Origin of the sequence: Lysinibacillus fusiformis, from assembly GCF_016925635.1 — a bacterium.
Lineage (GTDB): Bacteria > Bacillota > Bacilli > Bacillales_A > Planococcaceae > Lysinibacillus > Lysinibacillus fusiformis_F.
In genome coordinates this window covers 4,986,255-5,011,085 of sequence record NZ_CP070490.1, presented here as the reverse complement: position 1 = coordinate 5,011,085, position 24,831 = coordinate 4,986,255, and the positions used below count along the sequence as shown (strand labels likewise).

At 35.2% G+C, this 24,831-nt stretch carries 24 protein-coding genes and 2 other annotated features; of the genes, 18 read left to right on the top strand and 6 right to left on the bottom strand.

Translation table 11 applies throughout. The features are described from left to right. The first annotated feature begins 5 nt into the window (after positions 1–5). The 5 genes from pstC (at position 6) to JTI58_RS24740 (ending at position 5,116) form a co-directional block, all read left to right on the top strand. Positions 6–953: a phosphate ABC transporter permease subunit PstC gene (gene pstC, locus JTI58_RS24760; RefSeq protein WP_205444369.1), complete on the top strand. Its 948-nt coding sequence runs from the start codon at positions 6–8 to the stop codon at positions 951–953. A 1-nt stretch (position 954) separates the two neighbouring features. Further along, complete coding sequence (gene pstA, locus JTI58_RS24755) at positions 955–1,833, top strand: phosphate ABC transporter permease PstA (RefSeq protein WP_205444368.1); 879 nt, start codon at positions 955–957, stop codon at positions 1,831–1,833. A 75-nt stretch (positions 1,834–1,908) separates the two neighbouring features. Continuing rightward, entirely contained in the window at positions 1,909–2,679 is a 771-nt protein-coding gene (gene pstB, locus JTI58_RS24750; protein WP_243456442.1) for a phosphate ABC transporter ATP-binding protein PstB, read from the top strand. Between the two features lie 14 nt (positions 2,680–2,693). Next, entirely contained in the window at positions 2,694–3,353 is a 660-nt protein-coding gene (gene phoU, locus JTI58_RS24745) for a phosphate signaling complex protein PhoU (RefSeq protein WP_205444364.1), read from the top strand. A gap of 158 nt (positions 3,354–3,511) precedes the next feature. Next, positions 3,512–5,116, top strand: coding sequence for an IS1182 family transposase (locus JTI58_RS24740; protein ID WP_205442132.1), 1,605 nt, complete (start codon positions 3,512–3,514; stop codon positions 5,114–5,116). A gap of 221 nt (positions 5,117–5,337) precedes the next feature. Here the strand turns inward: JTI58_RS24740 and JTI58_RS24735 are convergent, their stop codons facing one another. After that, positions 5,338–6,561 (bottom strand): IS110 family RNA-guided transposase, encoded by a 1,224-nt coding sequence (locus JTI58_RS24735; protein ID WP_205444362.1) that lies wholly within the window; start codon positions 6,559–6,561, stop codon positions 5,338–5,340. 387 nt (positions 6,562–6,948) lie between these two features. Between JTI58_RS24735 and JTI58_RS24730 the strand changes: the two genes are divergently transcribed. From JTI58_RS24730 to JTI58_RS24715, 4 genes are all read left to right on the top strand, one after another. Beyond that, on the top strand, positions 6,949–7,821 hold the full coding sequence (locus tag JTI58_RS24730) for a vWA domain-containing protein (protein WP_205444360.1): 873 nt from the start codon (positions 6,949–6,951) through the stop codon (positions 7,819–7,821). Between the two features lie 76 nt (positions 7,822–7,897). Further along, complete coding sequence (locus JTI58_RS24725; RefSeq protein WP_205444358.1) at positions 7,898–8,968, top strand: mechanosensitive ion channel family protein; 1,071 nt, start codon at positions 7,898–7,900, stop codon at positions 8,966–8,968. A 39-nt stretch (positions 8,969–9,007) separates the two neighbouring features. Further along, positions 9,008–9,219, top strand: a binding site (T-box leader). A 136-nt stretch (positions 9,220–9,355) separates the two neighbouring features. Beyond that, on the top strand, positions 9,356–10,741 hold the full coding sequence (gene trpE / locus JTI58_RS24720) for an anthranilate synthase component I (RefSeq protein ID WP_205444356.1): 1,386 nt from the start codon (positions 9,356–9,358) through the stop codon (positions 10,739–10,741). After that, complete coding sequence (locus JTI58_RS24715) at positions 10,738–11,310, top strand: anthranilate synthase component II (RefSeq protein WP_205444355.1); 573 nt, start codon at positions 10,738–10,740, stop codon at positions 11,308–11,310. Before trpE ends, JTI58_RS24715 begins: the two co-directional genes overlap by 4 nt. 44 nt (positions 11,311–11,354) lie before the next feature. On the opposite strand, the gene JTI58_RS24710 is transcribed toward JTI58_RS24715, so the two are convergent. Next, entirely contained in the window at positions 11,355–11,837 is a 483-nt protein-coding gene (locus JTI58_RS24710; protein WP_205444353.1) for a hypothetical protein, read from the bottom strand. A gap of 3 nt (positions 11,838–11,840) precedes the next feature. Beyond that, on the bottom strand, positions 11,841–12,293 hold the full coding sequence (locus JTI58_RS24705) for a hypothetical protein (protein ID WP_243456441.1): 453 nt from the start codon (positions 12,291–12,293) through the stop codon (positions 11,841–11,843). Between the two features lie 150 nt (positions 12,294–12,443). Here JTI58_RS24705 and rpmG point away from each other — a divergent pair, with 150 nt between their 5' ends. From rpmG to tyrS, 5 genes are all read left to right on the top strand, one after another. After that, positions 12,444–12,593 (top strand): 50S ribosomal protein L33, encoded by a 150-nt coding sequence (gene rpmG, locus JTI58_RS24700; RefSeq protein WP_008408521.1) that lies wholly within the window; start codon positions 12,444–12,446, stop codon positions 12,591–12,593. A 113-nt stretch (positions 12,594–12,706) separates the two neighbouring features. Further along, complete coding sequence (locus JTI58_RS24695; RefSeq protein WP_205444350.1) at positions 12,707–13,300, top strand: 5-formyltetrahydrofolate cyclo-ligase; 594 nt, start codon at positions 12,707–12,709, stop codon at positions 13,298–13,300. Next, on the top strand, positions 13,293–13,502 hold the full coding sequence (locus tag JTI58_RS24690) for a YqgQ family protein (RefSeq protein ID WP_004231021.1): 210 nt from the start codon (positions 13,293–13,295) through the stop codon (positions 13,500–13,502). The genes JTI58_RS24695 and JTI58_RS24690 overlap by 8 nt, the downstream gene beginning before the upstream one ends. Positions 13,503–13,783: 281 nt before the next feature. Next, entirely contained in the window at positions 13,784–15,679 is a 1,896-nt protein-coding gene (locus tag JTI58_RS24685) for an LTA synthase family protein (RefSeq protein WP_205444348.1), read from the top strand. A gap of 299 nt (positions 15,680–15,978) precedes the next feature. Beyond that, positions 15,979–16,219, top strand: a binding site (T-box leader). A gap of 141 nt (positions 16,220–16,360) precedes the next feature. After that, entirely contained in the window at positions 16,361–17,575 is a 1,215-nt protein-coding gene (gene tyrS, locus JTI58_RS24680; protein ID WP_205444346.1) for a tyrosine--tRNA ligase, read from the top strand. 55 nt (positions 17,576–17,630) lie between these two features. Here the strand turns inward: tyrS and JTI58_RS24675 are convergent, their stop codons facing one another. After that, positions 17,631–17,810, bottom strand: coding sequence for a DUF2759 domain-containing protein (locus JTI58_RS24675; RefSeq protein WP_205444344.1), 180 nt, complete (start codon positions 17,808–17,810; stop codon positions 17,631–17,633). Between the two features lie 169 nt (positions 17,811–17,979). Here JTI58_RS24675 and JTI58_RS24670 point away from each other — a divergent pair, with 169 nt between their 5' ends. After that, positions 17,980–18,624: an MBL fold metallo-hydrolase gene (locus tag JTI58_RS24670; RefSeq protein ID WP_205444343.1), complete on the top strand. Its 645-nt coding sequence runs from the start codon at positions 17,980–17,982 to the stop codon at positions 18,622–18,624. 84 nt (positions 18,625–18,708) lie between these two features. Here the strand turns inward: JTI58_RS24670 and JTI58_RS24665 are convergent, their stop codons facing one another. Both JTI58_RS24665 and JTI58_RS24660 read right to left on the bottom strand, forming a co-directional pair. Next, the gene (locus JTI58_RS24665; RefSeq protein WP_004231035.1) at positions 18,709–18,951 is read right to left on the bottom strand and encodes a DUF2626 family protein; all 243 of its coding nucleotides are present in this window, start codon (positions 18,949–18,951) and stop codon (positions 18,709–18,711) included. Positions 18,952–19,068: 117 nt separating this feature from the next. Further along, entirely contained in the window at positions 19,069–19,779 is a 711-nt protein-coding gene (locus JTI58_RS24660) for a helix-turn-helix transcriptional regulator (protein ID WP_205444341.1), read from the bottom strand. A gap of 327 nt (positions 19,780–20,106) precedes the next feature. Between JTI58_RS24660 and JTI58_RS24655 the strand changes: the two genes are divergently transcribed. From JTI58_RS24655 to JTI58_RS24645, 3 genes are all read left to right on the top strand, one after another. After that, the gene (locus JTI58_RS24655; RefSeq protein WP_243456257.1) at positions 20,107–20,724 is read left to right on the top strand and encodes an ATPase, T2SS/T4P/T4SS family; all 618 of its coding nucleotides are present in this window, start codon (positions 20,107–20,109) and stop codon (positions 20,722–20,724) included. Positions 20,725–20,827: 103 nt separating this feature from the next. Then, the gene (locus tag JTI58_RS24650; protein ID WP_205444340.1) at positions 20,828–22,093 is read left to right on the top strand and encodes a site-specific integrase; all 1,266 of its coding nucleotides are present in this window, start codon (positions 20,828–20,830) and stop codon (positions 22,091–22,093) included. Continuing rightward, positions 22,090–24,825, top strand: a complete 2,736-nt coding sequence (locus JTI58_RS24645) for a hypothetical protein (protein ID WP_205444338.1) — start codon at positions 22,090–22,092, stop codon at positions 24,823–24,825. Before JTI58_RS24650 ends, JTI58_RS24645 begins: the two co-directional genes overlap by 4 nt. Positions 24,826–24,831 lie beyond the last annotated feature (6 nt).

Genomic DNA, 24,831 nt, shown 5'->3' with positions numbered 1-24,831 from the left:
TCCCAATGGTTTCTCAAAAGGAAGATAAGACATCATCTGTGCAGCAATTAATTGCAAATTCGCGCAATCAAAAAACAAAGAAAATAGTGGAAAAAGCCATGCCAGCTCTATTATTTTCTGCAGCAATTATTTCGATTTTAACAACATTTGGCATTGTTTTCACCCTTATTTTTGAAACGTTTGAATTCTTTAAACGTGTGTCGATTACGGATTTCCTTTTCGGTACAAAATGGTTACCGTTTTCAGGTAATGAACCATTATTTGGGATTTTGCCATTAATCGCTGGTACATTAAAAGTGACACTTATTGCAGTTGTAGTAGCTGTACCATTTGGAATTGCTTCAGCTATCTATTTAAGTGAATATGCAAGTGAGAAAACAAGACGTACAGTGAAACCTATTTTAGAGGTATTAGCAGGTGTGCCAACAATTGTTTATGGCTTCTTCGCTTTAACATTTGTCACACCAATCCTACAAGAAATTGTACCTGGACTCAAACTATTTAATGCATTAAGTCCTGGTATTGTTGTAGGAATTATGATTTTACCAATGATTACATCTCTTTCAGAAGATGCCATGTCATCTGTACCAAATAGTATGCGTGAAGGGGCTTTAGCCCTAGGTGCGACGAAATTTGAGGTAGCAATCAAAGTAGTACTACCCGCTGCACTTTCTGGGATTGTGGCTTCCGTTGTGTTAGCTATTTCCCGGGCAATAGGTGAAACAATGATTGTATCGCTTGCAGGTGGATCGACACCGAAATTTGATCTCAATGTGACAGACTCTATTCAAACAATGACTGCATACATTGTACAGGTTTCAACGGGTGATGCGGGTTATGGTACAACCATTTATTACTCTATTTATTCAGTAGGATTCACACTATTTATCTTTACACTAGTAATGAATTTACTTGCTCACTATATTTCGAAACGCTTCAGGGAGGTTTACTAGCATGCGCTATATGGATGACACGGTCGTCATGAAACGAATGACAAAGCGTATTACAGCAAATAAAGTTTGGAAAACCCTATTTTTCTTAGCTACGACGTTTGCACTTGTAACTTTAGCTGTTTTACTGTACCGCATTGTGACACAGGGTATCGATTACTTAAACATCGATTTCTTGATGAATTTTGCATCACGATTTGCGGATAAGGCAGGTATCAAAGCTGCCTTGATCGGTTCGCTTTGGTTAATGGCAGTTGTAGCGCCAGTATCTATTATTTTAGGTGTGGGTACTGCGATTTATTTAGAGGAGTATGCCAAGAAAAATAGAATCAATGATTTTATTCGCATGAATATATCCAATCTAGCAGGTGTTCCTTCCATTGTTTTTGGATTACTTGGATTAACTATTTTCGTACGTATGATGGGTTTAGGAAAAAGTATTTTAGCTGCTGGCTTTACAATGAGTTTGTTAATTTTACCTGTTATCATTGTAGCGGCTCAAGAGGCCATTCGCGCAGTGCCAAATGAACAACGTGAGGCTTCCTATGGTATGGGAGCAACGAAATGGCAAACGATTTTGCGTGTTGTATTACCAGCCGCCATCCCAGGTATTTTAACAGGAAGTATTTTAGCCTTGTCTCGTGCCATAGGAGAAACAGCTCCACTAGTTGTTATCGGGATTCCAGTTATCCTGCAGTTTTTACCGAATGGTTTATTGAGTCAATTTACAGCATTGCCGATGCAAATCTATGACTGGGCAAAACGACCACAAGAAGCCTTTCAGTATGTAGCAGCAGCAGGTATTTTAGTGCTGATGACGGTGCTGTTATTGATGAATTCTATTGCCATCTATATTCGAAATAAATTCCAAAAACGTTATTAATGAGGTGACCTTATGGTACTAGATTTAAAAGAGGAAAAAACAATTGTCAAATTGAATCAAGCAACAACTAAGTCTATGAAAGATGTGGCGAAAAACATTGTCTACGATACACGAAATTTAAACTTATGGTATGGTGATCACCATGGCTTAAAAGATGTTAATTTAAGCATCTATGAAAATGAAGTAACGGCTATTATTGGGCCATCTGGCTGTGGTAAATCTACGTATCTAAAAACATTAAATAGAATGGTTGAACTTGTACCAATCGTTCGTACATCAGGGGAAATTTTATATCGTGAGCGTAATATTTTAGATAAAAATTATACGGTAGAGGAATTAAGAACACGTGTAGGAATGGTATTCCAAAAGCCAAACCCGTTCCCAAAATCTATTTATGATAACATTGCCTATGGACCAAGAATCCATGGCATTAAAAATAAAAAAATTCTAGATGAAATTGTGGAGAAATCACTAAGAGGGGCAGCCATCTGGGATGAGGTAAAAGATCGTTTAAATCAAAATGCCTACGGATTATCAGGTGGTCAGCAACAGCGTATTTGTATTGCGCGTTGTTTAGCGATTGAACCTGATGTCATTCTAATGGATGAGCCGACATCTGCTTTAGATCCTATCTCTACATTGAAAGTGGAAGAGCTTGTACAAGAATTGAAAAAAGATTATTCGATTGTTATCGTGACACATAATATGCAGCAAGCAGCACGTATTTCTGATCGTACAGCATTCTTCCTAAGTGGAGAGGTTGTCGAATACGATAAAACGGATGTTATTTTCCAAACACCAGCAGATCAACGGACAGAAGACTATATTTCGGGACGTTTCGGCTAAGGAGGAGCAATTGGATGATCGTACGTGAACGTTTTGAACAAGAGTTAAAAGAGGTACAGGGACAATTTCTTGCAATTGCCAACAGCAGTATCTTTGCATTAAAAACAGCTTTTGAAGCATTAGTAGAGCAGGATTTAGAAAAGGCATTAAAAATTTTGGAAGACGATTTAATTATTAATCGCCTTGAAGAAGAAATTAATGACCATGTAATACTAATGATTGCCAAACAACAACCAGTAGCAACAGATTTACGCCGTCTCATGGTTCTTGTAAAAGCAGCATCGGATATGGAAAGAGTAGGCGACTATGCGGTCAATATTGCTAAAGAAGCGATTCGAATTGGCAAAGAACCAATGATATTCCCGATAACGAATCTACAAACTATGTGTAATAAAACAGTAGAAATGCTAGAGAGCATCATGAAGGCCTTTACCGAGGAAGATACGGTACGCGCTAAAGAAATCGCTGAATTAGATGATTATGTGGACGATTTATACGGGGCAACGATTACACTTTTACTTCGTGCAGGGGTAGAAAATCCATCCCATATTTCGCAGATTACACACCTCACATTTATTTGCCGCTATTTAGAACGTTCTGCTGATCATGCAACAAATATTGCAGAACATCTATTTTACTTAGTAAAAGGCAAACATTATGAATTAAATAATTAAGAGGAGACTGGGACAAAACCCACCTCTAAATTAAAAAGCCTGTGAAATTTTACGATCAGTAAAATTTCACAGGCTTTAAATTTTTTCATAAAAAAATAAGGATCACTTCTGATAAAATTAAGTCACCACAACAAAATTATACAGAAAGAAGGATCCTTATGTTTAAAAATTATAACATGAATCAATTAGTTTTGCCTTTAGATTTAGAAGTAACATTACAAAAAAATGATATTGCCTTCCATGTCCACCATCTAGTTGAAAGTATCTCGCCTGAAGCGTTTGAACCATTCCTTCGAAATGAAGGCTGTCCCGCCTACCATCCACGCATGATGCTTAAAATTATCTTATGTGCTTATACACAATCTGTCTTCTCAGGGCGTAAAATTGAAGCCCTATTAAAAGATAGTCTTCGGATGATGTGGCTAGCTCAAGGGTATGAACCAAGCTACCGCACGATCAACCGTTTTCGTGTTCAACCAGAAATGAAAGAGTTGATCCGCCAATGTTTTGTCCAATTCCGTTGCCAGTTGGTCCAAGAAGAATTAATTGATCAGGAAGCTATTTTTATTGATGGAACAAAGATCGAAGCCAATGCGAACAAATTTACTTTCGTGTGGAAAAAATCCATCGAGAAATATCATAACGGATTAATTGAAAAATCAAACCAGTTATACGATGAGCTACTCGAGAAAGAAATCATACCAGAAATTGAACGAGAAAATGTAGAAGAATTAGCAGTAGAAGAGCTCGCCCAGATGGTAGAAAAAGTAGACGAAGTGATTTCCGCGTATGATCAAAAAATAGAGGATTCATCGGATGTAGCTGCGCGAAAAGCTTTAAGAGCCGAACGGAAATTCCCAAAGCAAGCACGCAAACAATTAATCGACTATATTGTACGTAAACTAAAATATCAAAAAGACTTTGAAATCTTTGGCATGCGAAATAGTTATTCCAAGACGGACTCAGATGCCACATTTATGCGAATGAAGGATGACTATATGAAAAATGGTCAATTGAAAGCAGGTTATAACATCCAAGTCGCAACAGAAGGTCAATATGTGCTTGCCTATAGTATCTATTCGAACCCAACGGATACACGTACCTTAATCCCGTTTTTAGATGAAATCGAACAACATTATTTTGAACTACCAAAACACGTTGTCGCAGATGCTGGATATGGTAGCGAACAAAATTATGATGATATCCTTTCGAATCGTAAACGAGAAGCCTTAATTACGTATAACTTGTATTTAAAAGAACAAAAGAAAAAGTATAAACAAAACGAATTCAATACAGCATACTGGGATTATGATGAAGAAAATGATCAATACACATGCCCGAACCAACAACAGCTTGTATTTAAATATCGTACCACGAAAACGGATCAATATGATTTCACGCGCGAGTTTAAGGTATACGAATGTGAAGACTGTTCCGAATGCCCATTCCGTTCATTATGTACAAAAGCAAAAGAAGGAAATAATCGTAAGTTAATAGTGAATGAGAAGTGGGAACAGCAAAAAGAATATGTAAGAACAAAGCTTTCAGAAGAAAAAACGAGTACCATTTATCGTCAACGCAAAATTGACGTGGAACCAGTTTTTGGATTCTTGAAAGCTAATTTGCGTTTCACTCGATTTTCTGTTCGAGGAAAATCGAAGGTTAAAAATGAAATAGGTCTGGCATTAATGGCTGTGAATTTAAGAAAATTCACAGCCATTAGGTATGGAGACAACATAAAAAATAGAGAAATCCTAATTTGAATGAATTCAAATTAGGATTTCTCACTAATTGAAGCTAGTTATGTCCCAGCCTCTTTCTTACGATTAGTCAACTTTATTTAATGAATAATTTATATTTTTATGAGTGTGAAGTGGTGAGGGATATCCCTCATCACTTCACACTCATTTTTAGATACGCCAAAAAGACCTGACGATTTTTATTTTTTTCGAAAGGTCATTATGATATAGTTCTATGTAGGTGATTACGATTTCTGAGCTGGTAGTGCGGACTCATAATCGTAAAGAATGCCATGCGTCAGTAACTGAAATGTCACTTTCAGAAACTTATTGATGCAGGCGATGATCGCAACCTTATGAGGCTTCCTCTGAGGTTGCTTTTTTAATTTGTAGTAATAGTCCACAAAATGATTCGGTTTTCCTTTAGCCATAAGCATGGCGCACACCATAAAATATAAAATCTTTCGTAAATGTTTGTTTCCTCGTTTATTAATTCTGTCTCGATATTGCATATTCCCAGACTGGTACCGCATAATATCAATGCCTGCGTAAGCGTTCAGTTGTTTCGCATTTTGAAAGCGGTGGATGTCACCAATCTCTCCAATTAATCGGCACGCCGTTGAATCGCCAATTCCAGGAATCGATCGAAATACTAGATATTCTTTTCGTCCTTCCGACAATTCCACCATCTGTTTCACAAGCGTATCTTTCTTCTCTTGTAAATCCGCAATGCGAGCTGCGTAATCTCGTGCTTGATCACAACGAATATCTGTTGGTTTAATCGCGGGGTAACTATTTTCAGCTGCTTCTAATAATGTAATAGCTTTAGCCTCCGCACGCATTAGCGAGAGGTTTTTTCGCGTATTGGCCTTTAAACGATTTTTAATCATCGTTTTTGAATGGGCTTGTAAAAGTGCGGGGTGTGGATAGAGTTGTACAATATTTAAAAATAGTGCTGAACTCGGTGTAATCAGCTTTTCTAATTCTGGAAAACTCAGCTGTAAAATGGCATGCATTCTACTTTTGAGTAAAATGATTTCTTCATCAATTTCATCGTAGTAACGAGTCAGTGCACGCATCTGTTCATAATAATCGTCTTGTATGTACGTTATTTCGCGTTCCATTTTAAAATGAGTCTTCGCAAGTTCATGGGCATCACTAGTATCGGTTTTATGACGACGCATCGTTGCCATCTGTAAATTCGCTTCAAGTGGATTCATGCGGCAGTATGCGTAGCCGTAATCTTTGAAAAATGCTTCGATAGGTTTTGAATAGGTACCTGTTGCTTCAAATACGATAGCTGGTGCTTGTCCATCTTGTTTTGACATCTCTACTATTCGTTCGTGTAATCGCTCAAAATCACCGCGTGTATGAAGTAGCACACCTTCGAATTCACATTGGCGGTGACCATCATAAATCGCAACAGTACTTTTTCCTTTACTGACATCTAACGCAATAACATGTTTCATCTCATTCTTCTCCTTTTGACCAATCATAGAAGCCTTCACAGTACCTTATCGATTCCACTTTCTTATACACGATCTCTTGGACCCAACATACTAAACTGATTCATATAAGGGCATGAAGTTAGCCGGTTTAATATACGGACTCACAAATGGTCCCAGAGGCTGGTCGGCTTTTCTTCACTTCTACTATAAAAAAATAGTAGCACAAACCATGGCCTTGGTTTGTACTACTAATGTTAGTATGTTTCTTTTGCAAAAAAAATCCCTGAAGTAGCAACATTGTTTTTTCTGTAGCGTCTTTATAGCGAGCGTTTTTGTATTGTCAAAAAAATTTTTTGGTTATACTATAGACATTATCCAAAAAATGTGGTGCTTAGGAGGTGCTGCTAAGTGAAAGATGCAATTGAATCCCTCATCAAGCAATTTGACCAGCAGATGACAATCGAACAACTTGACTATTTACGTTTTCTCTACGAAAACCTACATATAGAGGAGTTAAGTGAAGGAGAACAACATTATTTTATCGATTATTTTTTCAAGAGTGAGCCATTACGAAATATGGCAGCATTTGCACTAGAATTGACAGATATCATGCATGAAATCCGAGAAAATATCCCTGCTATTGAGAAAGCTGAACGCTTAGCAAACGGCAAAGAGCAACGCCAGTATTATGAACGAAAATGGTTAGAGCTAAGATGTCAAAAGCTCAAGCAGCAGACAACGAAAAGCGGAAATATTTACTATGTGCCCTTTCATGACTATCAACAAGACTCTGGTCCGATGATTATATGTTTAGAACAAACGACAGGGATGGCAGCTTACTCTGAGATTTGTAAAAGTATGATTTTAGCATTATTTATGAATGCACATCGGGAAGGCCGTGATTTATATATTGTTCCGTATGATCGTCAAATTCATGTCCACTACCGCTTTGAAAATGGTCATTTAAATTTAGCTGATTTTAAGAGTTTTATCGAATATAAGGCAAAGGGAGAGGCTGCCATTTTTCCTGTTTTACAGTTTGTGAAAGCATTACTACAGGAAAATCAACTAGGCACAGAAGCAGATGTGATTATTTTTACAGAAGGAACACCTATTGATGGGCAACATCTCGTTGGCAAGCAAGCGAAAACCATGCTAGAGGAAATGAAGCAAAAATATCATGCTGAATTTTCAGTGATTGCCATGCATGAACATAATTTTAATAAACAGCAATTTTGGTTTGCTAGTAAGGCTTTTTTTGCAGATGATGCCATACAATAACAAAAAGGGGCTAACCATTACTGAAGGTCAGCTCCTTTTTGCTGGCGATACATAGGTAGTTATAAAGGAGAAATACATGGATTCATTACATTGGTTGTTACCTAAATTTACAGTCCCAACTTGGATAGATGGTTTAATTGCCGTCATTATTTGTTTAGTTGGATGGCTTATTCAACGTTTCATCATCAAAAAAATTATTCATCGTGCAGTGATATTTTTAAAGGATCGTCAGCGCAACTTCCAAGCAAATGTACTGGCGCAATTTAGTAAAGCAATTGGCTATGCCTTTATGACGACGGTCATTGTGCTAAGCTTATCTTATTTAATAAAGGTTCCTTTATTTACGCATCCATCAACAAAGAATTTTGTATTGTCTATTATGGTGTTTTTTGCTTTTAAAGGGGTTTATGATGTATTGAATTTTTATACGAAACAACCATTCGAATTAACGAGCGAAGAGGATCAGAATGTCTTATTACCGTTTTTCCTACGAATCGGTAAAGTACTCATCATGATTTTTGCTATGTTTACGATTGCTTCCTTTTGGGATTTTAATCTCAATGGCTTCTTAACAGGAATTGGTTTAACGGGCGTGGCGATTGCCTTTGGTATTCGTGATACATTAGCGCATGTATTTGGTGGCATGTCCGTAGCATTAGATAATCCATTCCAAATAGGGGATTGGATTGCGACAGAGGATCAAAAAATTGAAGGAACGATTGAGGATATCAATTTAAGAAGTACCTTAATTCAAACAGGAGACAAAGGACTTGTGTATGTGCCGAACTCCTATTTAGTTAATCGTCCACTTTATAATTTATCTAGAAGAGAAAAACGGAAATGTGAGCAATTTTTATTTGTCGCTTCCGATAATGACGAGGACGGTATACGCAGCGCCTTAACGGCCATTCATAAGGAAATTTATTTACATGCTAAAACAGAGAAAGACATGATTCATGTATTTATAGATGAATTTCATCACGATTCCTATCGTGTCCTTGTCCGTTTCTTTGTTGCTACAAATGATACCGCTGTTATGCTGGAAGTGCGGCAGGACATTTTATTTGCCATTCGTCAAATAGTGGAGGAGTTATCGATAACGTTGGTTAGCCCTCATGAAGATGAAAGTCTACGAAATAAAAAATAAATTGAATTGTAAGATAGATTGCTTTACAATATTACCAAGAAATCAGCTTTGATGAAGAATAGTAGCTAGTACAATTTGTTATAGAGAGCTAGTGGTTGGTGGAAACTAGTACAAATGTTTGGTGAATGGACTTCGGAGCTCTAATCCTGAAAATAGTACGGATTAGCGGATGCCTACGTTATAAGGCTTAAAGAGGGTCTTCTTAATTAGGAGACCAATGAAGGTGGCACCACGGCTTTTCCGTCCTTTTGTGATGGAAAGGCCTTTTTATATTTATCTTTATACAGCAAATGATTTAGCTGAATGAAGAGAAAGCCTTTGGCAGATCAATGCTGCCAAGGATATATGAGGTGTAGAAGAGCAGAGCTTAGAGAAGGAGAGAAGAGTATGACAGTTGAGCTTAGAAAGTATGCTATGAAAGTATTACAGGGGGATATGATGACCCCAATCTCTGTGTATCAATCACTTAGAGGGCAGCATAAAATGTTGTTCGAATCTTCAGCAAAACATGAGGAGAGTGGGCGATATTCCTTTATCGCCATCAATCCAGTGGCTGAACTAAAAGGAAACAACGAAGAATTCGTCTTTTCAAAAGGAATGGAAAATGACAAGGTCAGTGGCAATGTGCTTGATCAATTAAAAGAAGTAATACCCTTTCATGAAGAAAACTATCCTTTCGCTTTCTTTGGAGGAGCCATAGGTTTCTTTGGCTATGAAACAGCGTTCTACACAGAAAAAATCGGAGACTATTTACAGGATGATTTAGCTATGCCTGATGTGCATGTTTTTTTCTATGATACATTTATTGTTTTTGATCATGTAACGCAGGAAATTACATTAGCTTCGATTGATCTATTTCACGAGGGGCGTTCATTAGAGGAGATGGAGGCAGCTGTAGCGACGATGGAGCAACAGCTTTGTGCAGGCTCAACCTTTGAGGCATTAAACGTGGATGAGCTACAGTTTAAGCCGATGATTTCAAAGGAGCGATTTGTTACTTTGGTGGAACGTGCTAAGCAGCATATTTTGAGAGGCGATATTTTCCAAATTGTGTTATCACAACGTTTTTCTGCGCCGTTTACGGGTTCGCCATTCTCGCTCTATCGTCAATTGCGCACATCTAATCCGTCACCCTATATGTTCTATATGGATTATGGAGCCTATGTCATTTTAGGAACCTCCCCTGAAAGTCTTGTAAAGGTAAAAAATAGAAAGGTGACAACCAATCCAATAGCAGGTACAAAGCCGCGTGGCGCGACAATAGAACAGGACGAAGCCATCGCAAATGCGCTTTTAGAAGATAGCAAAGAAATAGCGGAGCACCGTATGTTAGTGGATTTAGGTCGCAATGATCTTGGACGTATTGCCAAAGTCGGTTCTGTCAAACTAATCAAATACATGAGTATTGAGCGCTATAAATATGTGATGCATATGGTGTCTGAGGTTATAGCCGAATTACGAGATGACCTCCATGTACTGGATGTACTTCGTGCTTGTTTACCTGCTGGTACAGTGTCAGGAGCACCTAAGATTCGTGCCATGCAATTGATTAATGAATTAGAACCAGTAAAGCGCGGGGTGTATGCGGGAGCAGTAGGTTATATTTCGACAACAGGTGACATGGACTTGGCCCTCGCGATTCGCACAATGCTCATTAAGGATCAAAAGGCCCATGTACAGGCAGGAGCAGGTATTGTTTACGATTCTATTCCATTGTCAGAATATGAGGAAACGCTGAATAAAGCCCGTGCGCTATTGGAGGTAAAAAAATGATTTTATTAATTGATAATTACGATTCTTTTACCTATAATCTTTTTCAACAAATCAGTATGCTTGGGAAAAGTGTCAAGGTCTTGCGAAACGATGCCATTACTATAGAAGAAATTCAAAAATTGTCGCCAGAAGCCATAATTTTATCACCAGGACCAGGAACGCCAAATGAAGCAGGTATAACGATAGAGGTCATCAAAGAACTCTATCAAAAATTCCCTATTTTAGGTATTTGTCTTGGACACCAATCCATAGGGCAGGCTTTTGGGGCAAAAATTGTGCAGGCCAAAAACATTATGCATGGAAAGCTGTCCCCACTACAATACGAGAAAACGGGATTATTTGCCCAATTAGATGGAGACATTGAAGTCATGCGTTATCATTCGCTTATTATTGAAGAACAAACATTACACAAGGATTTTAACATACTTGCAACATCGGGTGATGATGGAGAGATTATGGCCATTCAACATAAAGAATATCCTCTTTATGGGCTGCAGTTTCATCCCGAATCAATCGGCACAAAAGAAGGCAGTATGATGATGAAAGCCTTCCTAGAAAGTATAGCGTAATAAAAAAGCTGTCGCCTAATATGAATGGGCGACAGCTTTTAAAGTTATTGTTTCTTGCCAGTAATTAAATTAGCTATTTCTTCTAAAGTCATGGCAGAATGGACCTCATAGGAGCCGATTTGTAAGCTTCTAGCATATTTAGGATTAGCGAGTAGTAACTCCATTTCAACACTATTGGTAATAATACCACCATCTTCAAGCTTTTGTGCCACACTATATGGTGTGATGCCACTATAGATTTGCAGTGACATCGATGTCACTTCCATATCTGTTTGTTCAACAGCTTGTTCAGATGAATCTGTAGTAGAAGTTTTTTCAGCCGTATTTACTTGCTTTAATTGTTCCTTTAACGAAGCGTTTTCTTGATTGGCCTTATTTAATTTATTTTGCAGTTCTTCTACCTGTTGATGATTGGAAAATTCCTTGGTAGGAAGACCAATATTTACATCGAAGCGGCTTGCGAGTGCGAGCAATGCCCCAATAAGAAAAATGGCCATGCCAAATGCACGGATGGCAGACTTATTCATCAATCAACGCCCCCCGTTTGCAATCACTTGCCGAACTTGCTCTTCTGTTAAATTTGAGCGAATACTGATATCTGCTACCGAAAGACCCTGTTTATTTAATTCCAGTACCTGACTAACGATAATTTGATGAATGGGTTTTGCTTGTGCTGTTGTTTGTCCAACTTTTGAAGCCTGCGCAGCCTGTTGAACGGCTTGCATGACTTGTTGTACTTTAGGATTTTGTCCTTTTGGGTGTATACTTGATTTTGATTTCACTTGGAACTCAGGCTCTAATAAAAGTTCTTCCTCAACAATTTTTAGGCGACGTTTTAAATTATTTGTTTCTTGGAAGATGGAGATAGATAATTCTTCGACATCTTGTTCGATTTTTTTCGAGCTATTTTTGAAAAAGAACGAAACGATGATCAGAAAAATCCCGATACTCATTAATACGATGGATAAATCCAATAGTTTCACCTCAATGTAGTATGTAATTATAAGATATTTTACCATATGCAAACTTAATATGAAATGAAGGTAGATTTTTTTTCAGTTTATGTTATAATAGGTTAGTCGTATAAATCATGCTCAAATTTAAATTCTTGATATAGAGTGGGAGGGTTAATGATGCGCGTAAACATTACTTTAGCTTGCACAGATTGCGGCGAACGTAACTACATTTCTAAAAAGAACAAGCGTAACAATCCAGAGCGTCTTGAACTTAAAAAATATTGCTCTCGCGAGAAGAAATACACTCTTCACCGTGAAACTAAGTAATCGCTCATTAAGCCAAAACCACAAGTGGTTTTGGCTTTCTACATTTTATGACATCATTTCGATGTAACGACTCCAAGAGGATATGAAGTTTTACGATAGAGGAGGTAGCCTAGATGGATAAAACAACTTTACGAAACACGGTACGCCAAGCCCTTGCCACTATGACGGATGCAGACTATCAGCGTCAATCATTAGCTGTTTTAAAAAAGGTGCTACAGGAACCATATATAATAGAAGCAAATACAATTGGCATGACCATTTCAAATAAGCCAGAAGTCGACACGATTCTTTTGATTGAGGAGTTATGGGCACTAGGTAAAAAGATCGCAGTTCCTAAATGTCACCCAAAAACAAGAGAAATGTCATTTTACGCCATTGAATCATTTGCCCAGCTTGAAACTGTATATATGCATTTGCGTGAGCCCATTCCAGCAAGATGTGAGTTTGTTGACGCAAATGAGATGGATATCATTGTAGTACCAGGCGTTGTTTTTGATCGAGATGGCTATCGAATCGGCTATGGCGGTGGTTATTATGACCGCTATGTATTAAACTATAATAAGGGTAAGCTGATGTCGCTGCTCTTTGATGAACAAATCATTGATTGCGTTCCTACCGAAGCACATGATTGCCCAGTAGATATCATTGTGACACCCACAAAACGTATTGACTGTCTTGCACAACGAGGAGCGAACGAAAATGGATAAAATGTTAGATATTTATGAACTCTTGAAAACATATGGTACTTATATTTATACACGTGATCCAATTGGCGATTTGATGTTAATGGAGGATGAAATACGTGAACTCTATAAAGCAAATGTACTAGACATAAAAGATTATCAAATGGCCTTGCTACTAATTCGACAAGAAACAACAAGACTTCGTATGGAAGAGCATAAAAAGTAATGTTTGAAATATAATGTAATTGGGTATTGTAAAATTAATGTAACATGTATGTAATATTCTTAAAAACAGTGGGTTTCCGCTGTTTTTATGTTTTTACGAAACTTTTTACATTGCAAAACGTATATATAGATATCTAGTGCATAGAAAGAGCGAGGAGAAAAAATTTTCCATAAGATATGTGTTGATTATCTGTTAAAAAAGGATTAAGATATATTTTGTTTCAGTAACAAAATGTAAAAAATTATTATTTTTTTTGTAAGGAAGTAGGGAGGATGTTAGGAATGAAATCAATAAAGTGGCCTAAACATTCATTTATGATACTAGCAATTATAGCAACTTGGATCAAAACGGTCATTGTTTACCACACAAGCTTTGAAATGAAACTTGAAAATGCAATGCAACAATTTATTTTATTTATTAATCCACTAAGCTTCTTGCTATTTACGTATGGTTTATCACTATTCTTTAAATCAGCAAAAGCTAGAAATCGTTATTTGATTACGGTCAGTGTTATTTTGTCCATAGTCTTATACGGAAATGTAGCGTTCTATCGATTCTACAATGATTTTATTACGCTACCAGTATTATTCCAAACAAGTAACTTTAGTGACTTAGGAACATCAGTAGCAGCGATAGTGGAGCCTTGGGATGTATTATATTTCGTTGATGTCGTTATTTTAATCTTAGCGAATAAATTTTTACCGAAAATGAAAGAAGTATTTAAAGTGAATGTTGAGTTCCGTCGTGCATTCTTTGTGCTAGCGATAGCAATGACATTCTTAAACCTAGGATTAGCAGAAACTGAGCGTCCGCAATTACTAACACGTAGTTTTGACCGCGAATTATTAGTAAAAAACATTGGTACGTACAATTACCACTTGTATGACATTTATATTCAATCTAAATCATCTGCGCAACGTGCGTTAGCCGATGGTAGTGAGCTAGTAGAAGTGAATAACTATATACGCTCTAATCAGGCTGCTGTGAATCCAGAGATGTTTGGGAAATATAAAGGTCGTAACTTAATTGTTGTGTCGATGGAGTCTTTACAAAACTTTGTCATCAATAATGACATGAATGGTCATGAAATCACGCCATTCTTAAACTCTTTAACAAAAGATAAAGATACGTATTATTTCAGCAACTTCTATCATCAAACAGGTCTAGGAAAAACATCTGACTCTGAGTTTATTGTTGAAAACTCATTGTTTGGATTAGGTCGAGGTGCTGTATTCTTCACGCATGGTGGAAATACGTATAATTCAATGGCTGAACGCCTTGGAGAAAATGGATACTTTACAAATGTCATGCACCCTAATAATAAATCATTCTGGAACCGTGACATGATGTATCAATCGTTAAAAATTAATAAATTCTACGATATAGATTCATATACTGTGGAAGAGGGGCAAGCTGTAAACTGGGGGATGAAAGATGTTCCATTCTTAGAGCAATCAGCTGCTTTAATGAAAGATATGCCACAGCCATTCTACTCTAGACTTATTACATTAACGAACCATTATCCATTTACATTGGACCCAGAAGATATTATGATTCCTGAATATGATTCAAATTCAGGTACATTAAATCGTTACTTCCAAACAGTACGTTACATGGATGAAGCTTTAAAAGACTTCTTCCAACAGTTAAAAGATCAAGGTGTCTATGATAACTCTATTATCGTGATGTATGGGGATCACTATGGTATTTCTGAGAACCATAATAAAGCAATGGCACAATATTTAGGTAAAGATCAAATTACACCAATGGATAATGCCATGCTTCAAGAAGTACCTTTATTCATCCACATCCCAGGAGCTGGCGATGGAAAAGAAATGACAGAGATTTCAGGACAAATGGATTTACGTCCAACGATCTTACACCTTCTTGGCGTTGAAACGTCAAAAGATATGCAAATGGGTGCAGATTTATTCTCTCCAGAGCATGAGGACTTTGTAGTCTTCCGTGATGGACGCTTTATTACAGATAAATACGTCTATGCTGGTGAAGCTTGCTATGACAAAGCAACTGGTGAAGAAATAGAGGGTGAGCCATGTCAGTCTTATGCTGATCGTGCAACAATGGAGCTGGAAAATTCCGATGCTATCATCAATGGAGACTTGCTACGATTCTATGATGAAAAAACAGGTAATTTAAAGCAGGAGTCAGTTAAATAATCAAAGAGAGATCTCGTATAGGGATCTCTCTTTTTATATTGTTTTTAAAAGACCATTGGCTTCTATTTTAAATATGGAGAAGGAATTAGTCACGACAACCATTCATATAATTTGTGAATCTTATGCTAAAGAAAACACCTTTCATAAAATTTATAGATTTCCTTTGTTTTACATTGCTATGTAAAGTGAAAACACTTTATTGGACCTCTCTTTTTATTGACAAATAGAAAAATACGATTATAATAATTTTAAATATCTGCATAACGAAGATTTGTTTTTCGCATTTCGGAGTATAAGAGTGAAAGGCATGGAAAAGAACGAGTAACTTTAATGGAACTGACAGAGAGTAGCCGGTTGTTGAGAGGCGCAAGGGATATTAAAGTGAATACATCTTGGAGCTGCGTACCGAAACTTTAGTAGGCTACGACGGGGTTGCATCCGTAATCATTGCAAAAGTATCGCTACGGCTGTACTTGTTGAGGAGGGCTATGTGAATAGCTCTTGAAAAAAGGTGGTAACACGTTTATCTACGTCCTTTAGGAATTTCCTAAAGGCGTTTTTTTATGCCTTCTAAGCAGAAACGTGTACAGAAGTTATTAAAGCCTTTACAACAGTCGGTAATCCATTAACTCTTATAGAACTTGCAATATTAATATTTAATATTACAAGGAGATGTTTCGTATGTTTTTAACACCAAAGGAGCAAATAGCGATTATCAAGAAGGGTGCTAACAAAATTGTTGATGAGCAAGATTTACTTGAAAAATTAGAGCGATCGTATAAAAATCAGCGACCTTTAACAATTAAGCTAGGGCTCGATCCATCTGCACCAGATATTCATTTAGGTCATGCAGTCGTTCTACGGAAAATCAAGCAAATGCAAGATTTAGGGCATCATGCAGTTATTGTTATCGGTGATTTTACAGGACGAATTGGCGATCCTACAGGTAAAGCAAAGGGGCGAACAGCCTTAAATGATGATACAGTGAAGAAAAACGCCCAAACATATTGTGAGCAAATTTTTAAAGTGCTAGATGAGAACAAGACAACGGTTCGTTTTAATAGTGAATGGTTAGCAAAGCTGTCATTTGAAGAAGTCATTCAGCTGGCAGCCACGACATCTGTTGCTCGACTTTTAGAGCGCGAAGATTTTCAGAAACGTTACCATCAGCAAATCCCAATTGGCATTCATGAGTTTTTCTACCCACTTATGCAAGCATATGATTCGGTAGAGCTAGAGGCTGATATAGAGTTAGGTGGAACAGACCAGACGTTCAATATTCTAATGGGACGCACTTTACAAAAGCATCGAGGGTTAGAAAAACAAATTGCTATTTTTATGCCATTACTCGAGGGATTAGATGGCATTGAAAAAATGAGTAAAAGCTTAGGCAATTATATTGGTGTCAATGAAGCACCTGAGATTATGTTTAAAAAGGTGATGGAAATACCAGATACTTTAATTATCAAATATTTTGAATTAGCAACAGATGAACATCCACTACAAGTGCAGGCTATTCAAGATAGACTACAAATGGGAGAGAATCCCCGTGATCTGAAATTTCAATTAGCAGAAATTATTACGAATTTATACCATGGAGCTACAGCAATGGAGGAAGCAAAATCTTATTTTGATGCAGCATTTCAAAGAAAGGAAATACCAAAAAACATTCCTCTACTGCTCTTAGAAATTGATAAGGAAAGAATCGTGGATATTATGCCACAACTAGTGGCAATGGGCTTTATTCAGAGTAAGAGTGAGTTTTTGCGGTTAATCAAGCAAAATGGTGTATCCTTGAATGGAGAAAAAATAGCAATTGATGATCTATCACAAGTATTGATGAATGGTGATGTCCTACAAATTGGCAAGAAACGATTCCTTCAATTTAATAAGTAATGATAAACAAAAAAAGAGCAATCTCCGAGGAGACTGCTCTTTTTTTGTCTGAATTTTAGTGTAATTTTGGTGGGTAACCGCTGTTAACAATCGTCATGATGACGAACCATCCGAATACAGCAGCACTTAATAAGTTGAAAACAACGCTTAATAGGTTCTTTTCTTTAATTGCTTGGAATGTACCAACTACAGCTAAAATCGCTACTAGACCAAAAATAACCATTAATAAGTTCATTAAAAATAGACACTCCTTTCGACATCAGAAAATGAATGTCGCAAACAATATTCCTCCTTAATTGTAAACGTTCTACTTGTTTTTGTCGAGAACTAAAATAGCGCAAACTATGAACATTTATCGTCAAATTGTGGCAAAGCCTGTATAATAGGAAGTTGAGGTGATAACTATGATGAACGTACGAAGTTATTCTCTTGGTCCCGTCCAAACGAATTGCTATATCGTATCGAATAAAGAAAAAGAATGTATCGTATTTGATCCAGGTGAGGAAGCGGAGCGTCTAATTAAAACAATCCGTAGCAACGGCTTAAAACCTCTTGCTATCTTTTTAACACATGCCCATTTTGATCATATAGGGGCAGTGGATGCTGTGCGTGAGGTATTTGACGTTCCTGTATGGATTCATGAAAAGGAAGTTAGTTGGCTAGCCGATCCAACGAAGAACGGCTCTAGTAAATATGCTGCATTACCAGATTATCGGGTAGCTGCACCAGCACAAGACACAATCATCAAAGAAGAACAGCAATTTGAAATGAGTAATTTTGTTTTTCAAGCTGTTTTTACACCAGGGCATTCGCCTGGTAGTATATCCTATATCTTTGAAAAGGATGGTTTTGCCATCGTAGGAGATACATTATTTGAACAAGGTGTAGGACGTACAGATCTATTGGGTGGATCAACCAAAATATTATTGGAATCTATCCATAATAAGCTGTTGACACTACCTGAGGATACTATTATCTATCCTGGCCACGGTAATTATACAACTGTAGGTGCAGAAATGGAGACAAATCCTTTTTTAAATGGATTTTAAAAAAATGGCGAATTAGCTAAAATTATCACTTAGCACATAAAAAAGCGTATCTCACCAATCGTGAGATACGCGATTTTCTTTGTATTAATGACCGCCACCAGGTACGTGAATGAATGTTGTATAGTACGTGAAGCCAGCGAAGAATACAGTTAAATATGCTCCGAAAATGTACATGTACATACGTTCTGAAAGGTTTAAGAAGCCTAATAATAAGAATAAACCTGTATTACCTAAGAATAATAGCGATACCTCGTTCATACCTCCAAGGTAGAACATAACGGCAAAAATACCTGTCCAGAATGCCATAACTTTATACATATTATCCATGAAATTTCCCCTCCTTTTGCCCACGACACAATAATCTCTTACTCATTATAAATGATATGAAAGGTGTCTGTAAACTGTAACTTCTCCATGTTTGTGACAAACAAATGGATTTTTAATCTAGCGATCGATTTCTGTCACGTTTATTTCATATTTACATAAATCGCAATTATGTATCATACTTTCCATTTGCACAAATTCATTGTTCGTAAACAGTGCATCTAATTGTCCTTTTAAATAGGATTCATGTAATGAACAAACAATTTCAGAATGGGCAGTCAGTTGCTCCTGGAATGGACAATTGAAAATGGAGAAGATCACTTTTTTTCCATGCTCAGTTTGTTGAATTTGTGGAATATAGCCAATTAAAGCGGCATTGTCCGTTAATAGCTGAAGTTTTTCATCGAAGGAAAGAGAATTACTTAATGTCAAATCAGCATTCATATAATTTTTCATTTGCTGGTAGCCATCTTGGTAGCTAATTTCCTGGCACTTTGTTAATGCAGATGGACCAAAGTCTTCAATTAATTGAATTGTCCATTTTAATAAACGATCTTCATCACGTCTTGGAAATGTAAGTGAAACGCCTTTCTCTGAAGCTTTATAAACACGTCCAGGTCTGCCACCTTTACCTGTTTTTACATAGTCAGCTGTAATAATGTTTATTTCTGAAAGCTTCGTTAAATGAAGTCGAGCAACGTTAGGATGGATACCGAATTGATCAGCAATATGTTGTACAGTAACTGTTTTTTTCTCTTGCAATATGTACTCATAAATAGAGTATCTTGTTTCATCGGCTAGTGTACTAGTAATTTTTAATGGATGGATCATGAGCTTCACCTCTTTAATTTAATATAAAAATTATGTTCGTCTACCAAGTGTTAGGAAAATAATCATGTTGATACTATTATATTGTATTATTGAAAAAGATACAGTTCATTTCGGCATAAATATTAAGTTTTTCATGTATTTATATTCTTTTTTAGTGGAAAATTGCACTTTATCCACATTTTTATAGCAAAAAACATTATTGGCAGAAAATTATCTTGCAAATTTTTATTTTCGGAAAAGGGCTTTTCTCGTGGCAAGTTCCTCCTTATACTAGGAAATAACGAATAAAGCGGTCTTATTCGAATGAACTAAAAGAGAGGTGCATATATGCAGAGTTTTGAAACAGTTGTAGAACAAAGATGTGAGCAACTTTTACTAAAGGCCTATCATTTTGGAGCATCCGATTTATTGCTGGTTCCAGGAAACATAAAATATCGGATCTATTTTCGAAAATATGATAAACTTCTCCACGCTGGTGAGCTACCGAATGAACTTGCAGAAAGAATGATCTCTTATTATAAATTTCTTGCAGAATTAGATATCAGTGAGCGGCGTAAACCTCAAAGCGGCGCCTTTCAAAAAGCAATGGAGCAAAGTTCGTATTCGTTTCGAGTATCCACACTGCCTTCTGTATTTTTAAAAGAGAGCTTAATTATTCGTTTACTTCTCCAAAATCATGCATTTCCACTAACTTCCCTAAGCTTTTCCAAAAGCGCAGCTCACAAACTCATGGAGCTAGTACAAAACCGACAAGGTCTTCTATTTTTTACGGGAGCAACAGGCTCTGGCAAGTCTACTTCACTTTATTCCTTAATCCACTACTGTTCCACAGAATTGAATCGACATGTGATTTCTTTAGAAGATCCTGTAGAAAACAGCCAAGCAAATTTACTTCAAATTCAAGTAAACGAGCGAGCGGGTGTTACATATGCTGCAGGATTATAGGTACACTTTTGGGCGAAAGGGCGAAAAAGAATTGAATTTAGATTATTCTAACTGTGTATTATAATTACTGTAAAAGTTGTAAAAGTGAGGGGTGAATCTTCAAATGGTTGTAATAAATAAAAAACTATTCAAATTTATGACAAAGGAATTGGAAATAACAGAAAAAATTAATGATGAGGTAATAAAATATAAATCTATAATTATTTGTATAAAAAATATAAATACTGGAATTGAGATAGCACATCCTTTAAGTCTTTTTATAAAAACAATATATGGTTACAGGGGATTGACTATTAATACTCAAGTAGCAGCAGCTAATTCTATATGCAGATTTTTAAATTATTGTATTGATGAAATTAATAAAGGAAATAAGAATTTTATAAATCTAAAAAAGGCAGGTTTGAAAGGTTTAACAATTAAGCATGGAAGTTTATTCCTTACTAATCTATCGATTACTGGGAGAAAAAAGAATACTGTGATGCAATACGATAGGTACCTAAATAAATTTTATCTTTATTTGCTTGAATTAAATCTAATAAATGAAAAAATTAAGACAAGTAATACTGAAAGAAAAGCAAAATTTGATTCAATTTTTAAAGATCCAACTTTAAAAACGAGATATCCATCAAATGTATCTTTAATTGGAATCCCAAAACTAAAAGATTTTGGCGAAGATAGATATAGATTGGTTAATGTATTTATAAATATAGCAAGAAATGTAGCACCAGAAATTGCATTTGGAATTTGCCTGCAATTTTTCGGAGGATTAAGAAGAGGAGAAATAGTTAATATAACTAGAGCAGATTTGGACGTAGAATATAGAAGGAATTTAAATGTTAAAATCAGGGATAATAGAAATATTCTGTTTAATCATTTAAAAGATACAAAATTCGAATTTCCAAAAAGAATTAATTATCTTAACAATTCTTTATCTCAACAAATTATAATCACTAATGATTTACTGTGGACAGTTTACAAGGATCATATAGAGGACTTGGATAGAAAAATTAAACAAAATATCATAAAAAATAATTATGCCCTCTTTTTAGATAAAAACGGTAATGCAATGTCTGGAAAAGTATATGAGCGAAGGTTCAAAAAGGTGAAAATTGAGTTTTTAAAATATTTATGTGAAATTAACCATCCTGACTATGATATATTTGTTGATTCATACTGGGGAACTCATATAGGGAGAGGCATCTATACAAATATATTATTTGATATGGGAATGACATCTACTCAAATAGCTATAGCTCGAGGCGACAGAAATACTAAAAGTTCAATGGACTATGTAGATTATAAGAATACATATAAATCAATAAATAATTCATTGGAAAAAATCGAGGCATATATTCATAAAAAGGAGTGATTGCGATTTCAAAGGTTAGTAATGATAAGTGGTTAACAGTTCATCAAGTAGAGAGAGGGAATAGATATAAGACCTTACGATTAAGGAAAGAAAAGATACTTTTTTTATCACAACTTGGTCGTCTAATAACAAAAGAAGAGAATCATAGATTATTAGTAAATAAGGGCTCATTAGATAATTATTTAATAACAATACTTGAACTTTTTGATAAGTATTATAATTTTAAAGAAGTTAAAAAGTATTTTGAAGTAAGTTCTTTATGCACTAACAGTGGTACTAAAAATAGGGAAATTATTGAAAATAATATTATTGATATACTAAAAATAGAAAATGTTGAAATTTTAGAATATGAAACTTTTATTGGTAAATTAGAGGGTATATTTGTGAATAAATTTTCATTTAATAACTTTATGAATAAATATATCGCTCAATCCATTTTGCTAAAAAAATATAATATGTCAAACTCTAATCTATTTCGTTTGAGAAAAAGTAAACAAGTAAAATTTTATACTGTATGGAACACAAAATTTTTTTATTTAAAAGAGGATATTGATAAATATTTATCTTCTGGTTTGAGTAACTGCAATTTAGAGGAATATATTATTTCAGGGGAAGCAAGAAGGCTTTTAAATTTTAAAGCTTCAAGTACGTTTCGTCACTTCTGTAGAGAACAAGGAATAGAGGCTTTTCAACATAAAGGGCGATATTACTATTTTAAAAAAGATATATTTGCCCTAAAGAAAAAGCAAGAGTACTATAGGGAAAATTATTTATCACCCAAAGAAACTTTTGAAGTATTAAATCTTACAACTTTTACTTTGTATGATCTAAGTGCAATTAACGCTACCCCCTTAATAAAATCAGCCTTAAATAGTACAACGAATTATACTAAAGTTTATTTAAAAAAAGATGTATTGGCTTTGAAAAATAACAAGGATTTAGAAAATATTTTATCAACTATCGACTATAAAGACGCTATAAGTGCGTTTGAAATAATATTACATAAGTTAAAAATAATCTTTTCGGAAAATAGCAAGTTAACAAATGAAGAATGGATGAAATATTGTGCGGATAAGTTATTATTAACAAAAGCGAATAATAATACTATTGAGTCATATATTTCTGGTTATGTAAAATGTACTCAAATTTTGAGTGAATTAACTGTATCTAGAGAGTTATATCAATTTACCGTTAAAGAAATTAATTTGGCAATTTTCAATGATACAATTCCTAATTATATTCAAAGAAATATATTTGTTTTTTTAAAAGAATTTTATCCACTGTATTGTGAAAAGAATAGTGAAAATGATTTCAGGAGAATTAAATTTAAATTAAAAAAACAAGAAAAAGTATTTACTAAGGAGACTTACAATTTTGAAGTGTTTTTAGATGTATACAAATATGTCCAGAAAACAGAGTTTCACAGAAAAAGAGCAATTGAAGATGCCTTAGATATAATTAGTGGAAAAAAATCATATTGTTATGCTTCCTCCTGGCTTTATGTTTTAGTTCATTTAAATAATGCTTGGAGACATAGCGATGTTATAAACAATTTTCCGAAAATAAATTTAAATGATATAGGAATTTTTAGTTTAGAGGAACTTAAGGGTAGAGATCTTACTAAAGATGAAGTAGAAAAAGTTATTTCACAAATAATTAGAAAAGATTATTTAATTAATAAGACTCAAGTTTTAGGAAACTTTTATTGCTCAAAAGATTTGAAAGTGCCCCTAGCAACAGCAGCAGTTATATGTACACTAATTTACGAAAATATTCCCCAATTTAGTACTTCAAAAAAGTCATTTGTTGAAAGTAAAAGAAGAATTATTGACTTTCCAAATAAAAATCGAGAGTTTAATAAAAAATATCAAGTTATCTTTTTTAAAAACTTCCAGAAAGAATTTACATTTGAATCAAGGAAGATGAATCGAACTCTATTAACATTAATGTATAGTATCCTGGCTGAAGAAGGAGATGGTGCTGCAGCACTAAAAGTGGCTCAAAGGTTAAGATCTCATGTTAGCGAGGAGACAACAAATTTATACATTAATATACCAAGAGAACAATTCAATTTTGTTAGCGAACAATTGTTCGAAAGGGAGAGCTTTGGATATATACCTAGCCTTCTAGCAGACATTATTTTTGGAGAGAAAAGGGCTCTATCTGAAAGGACTCAACAAATTCAGTTACTAAAAAAAAAGCTAGGAGGGGTGATAGGAATAGAAGCATCATCTGGATTTATTATAAATATGTTGGCAGAGGAAAAAAGTATAACAGATAAAATTTTATCACTAGGTATAGATCAGGTTTTAGAATTAAACAATAAATTAAAAGCGAACCTTATGCCAAGTAACGAGGACAATATTCAGTGTTTGATGTCTGAAACTGGCTGTGTCAAACAATTCAGCGAATCTTGTATTGGCTGTTCATATTCAATACCCAATTTTTATACTCTCTCAATACTAGTAAATAAAACTAAGTTATATTTACAAAATTATAAGAATCAAATTGAGGGGGGGACAAATGCAGAAAGGATAAAATATACTAATATTCTTTTTAATCTAATGGATCAACTATTATTTGCTATAAAATTTTTTGGAGAGAATCAAGTATTTAACTTTTTTAAAGATGGGAAAGATGAATTTTTACAGTTAATAAATACTATTGGAAATACAGAAGATGTCGATTTAAATAAATTACTTACTTATACACCACAATATCTAAAGATTTAGGTGATT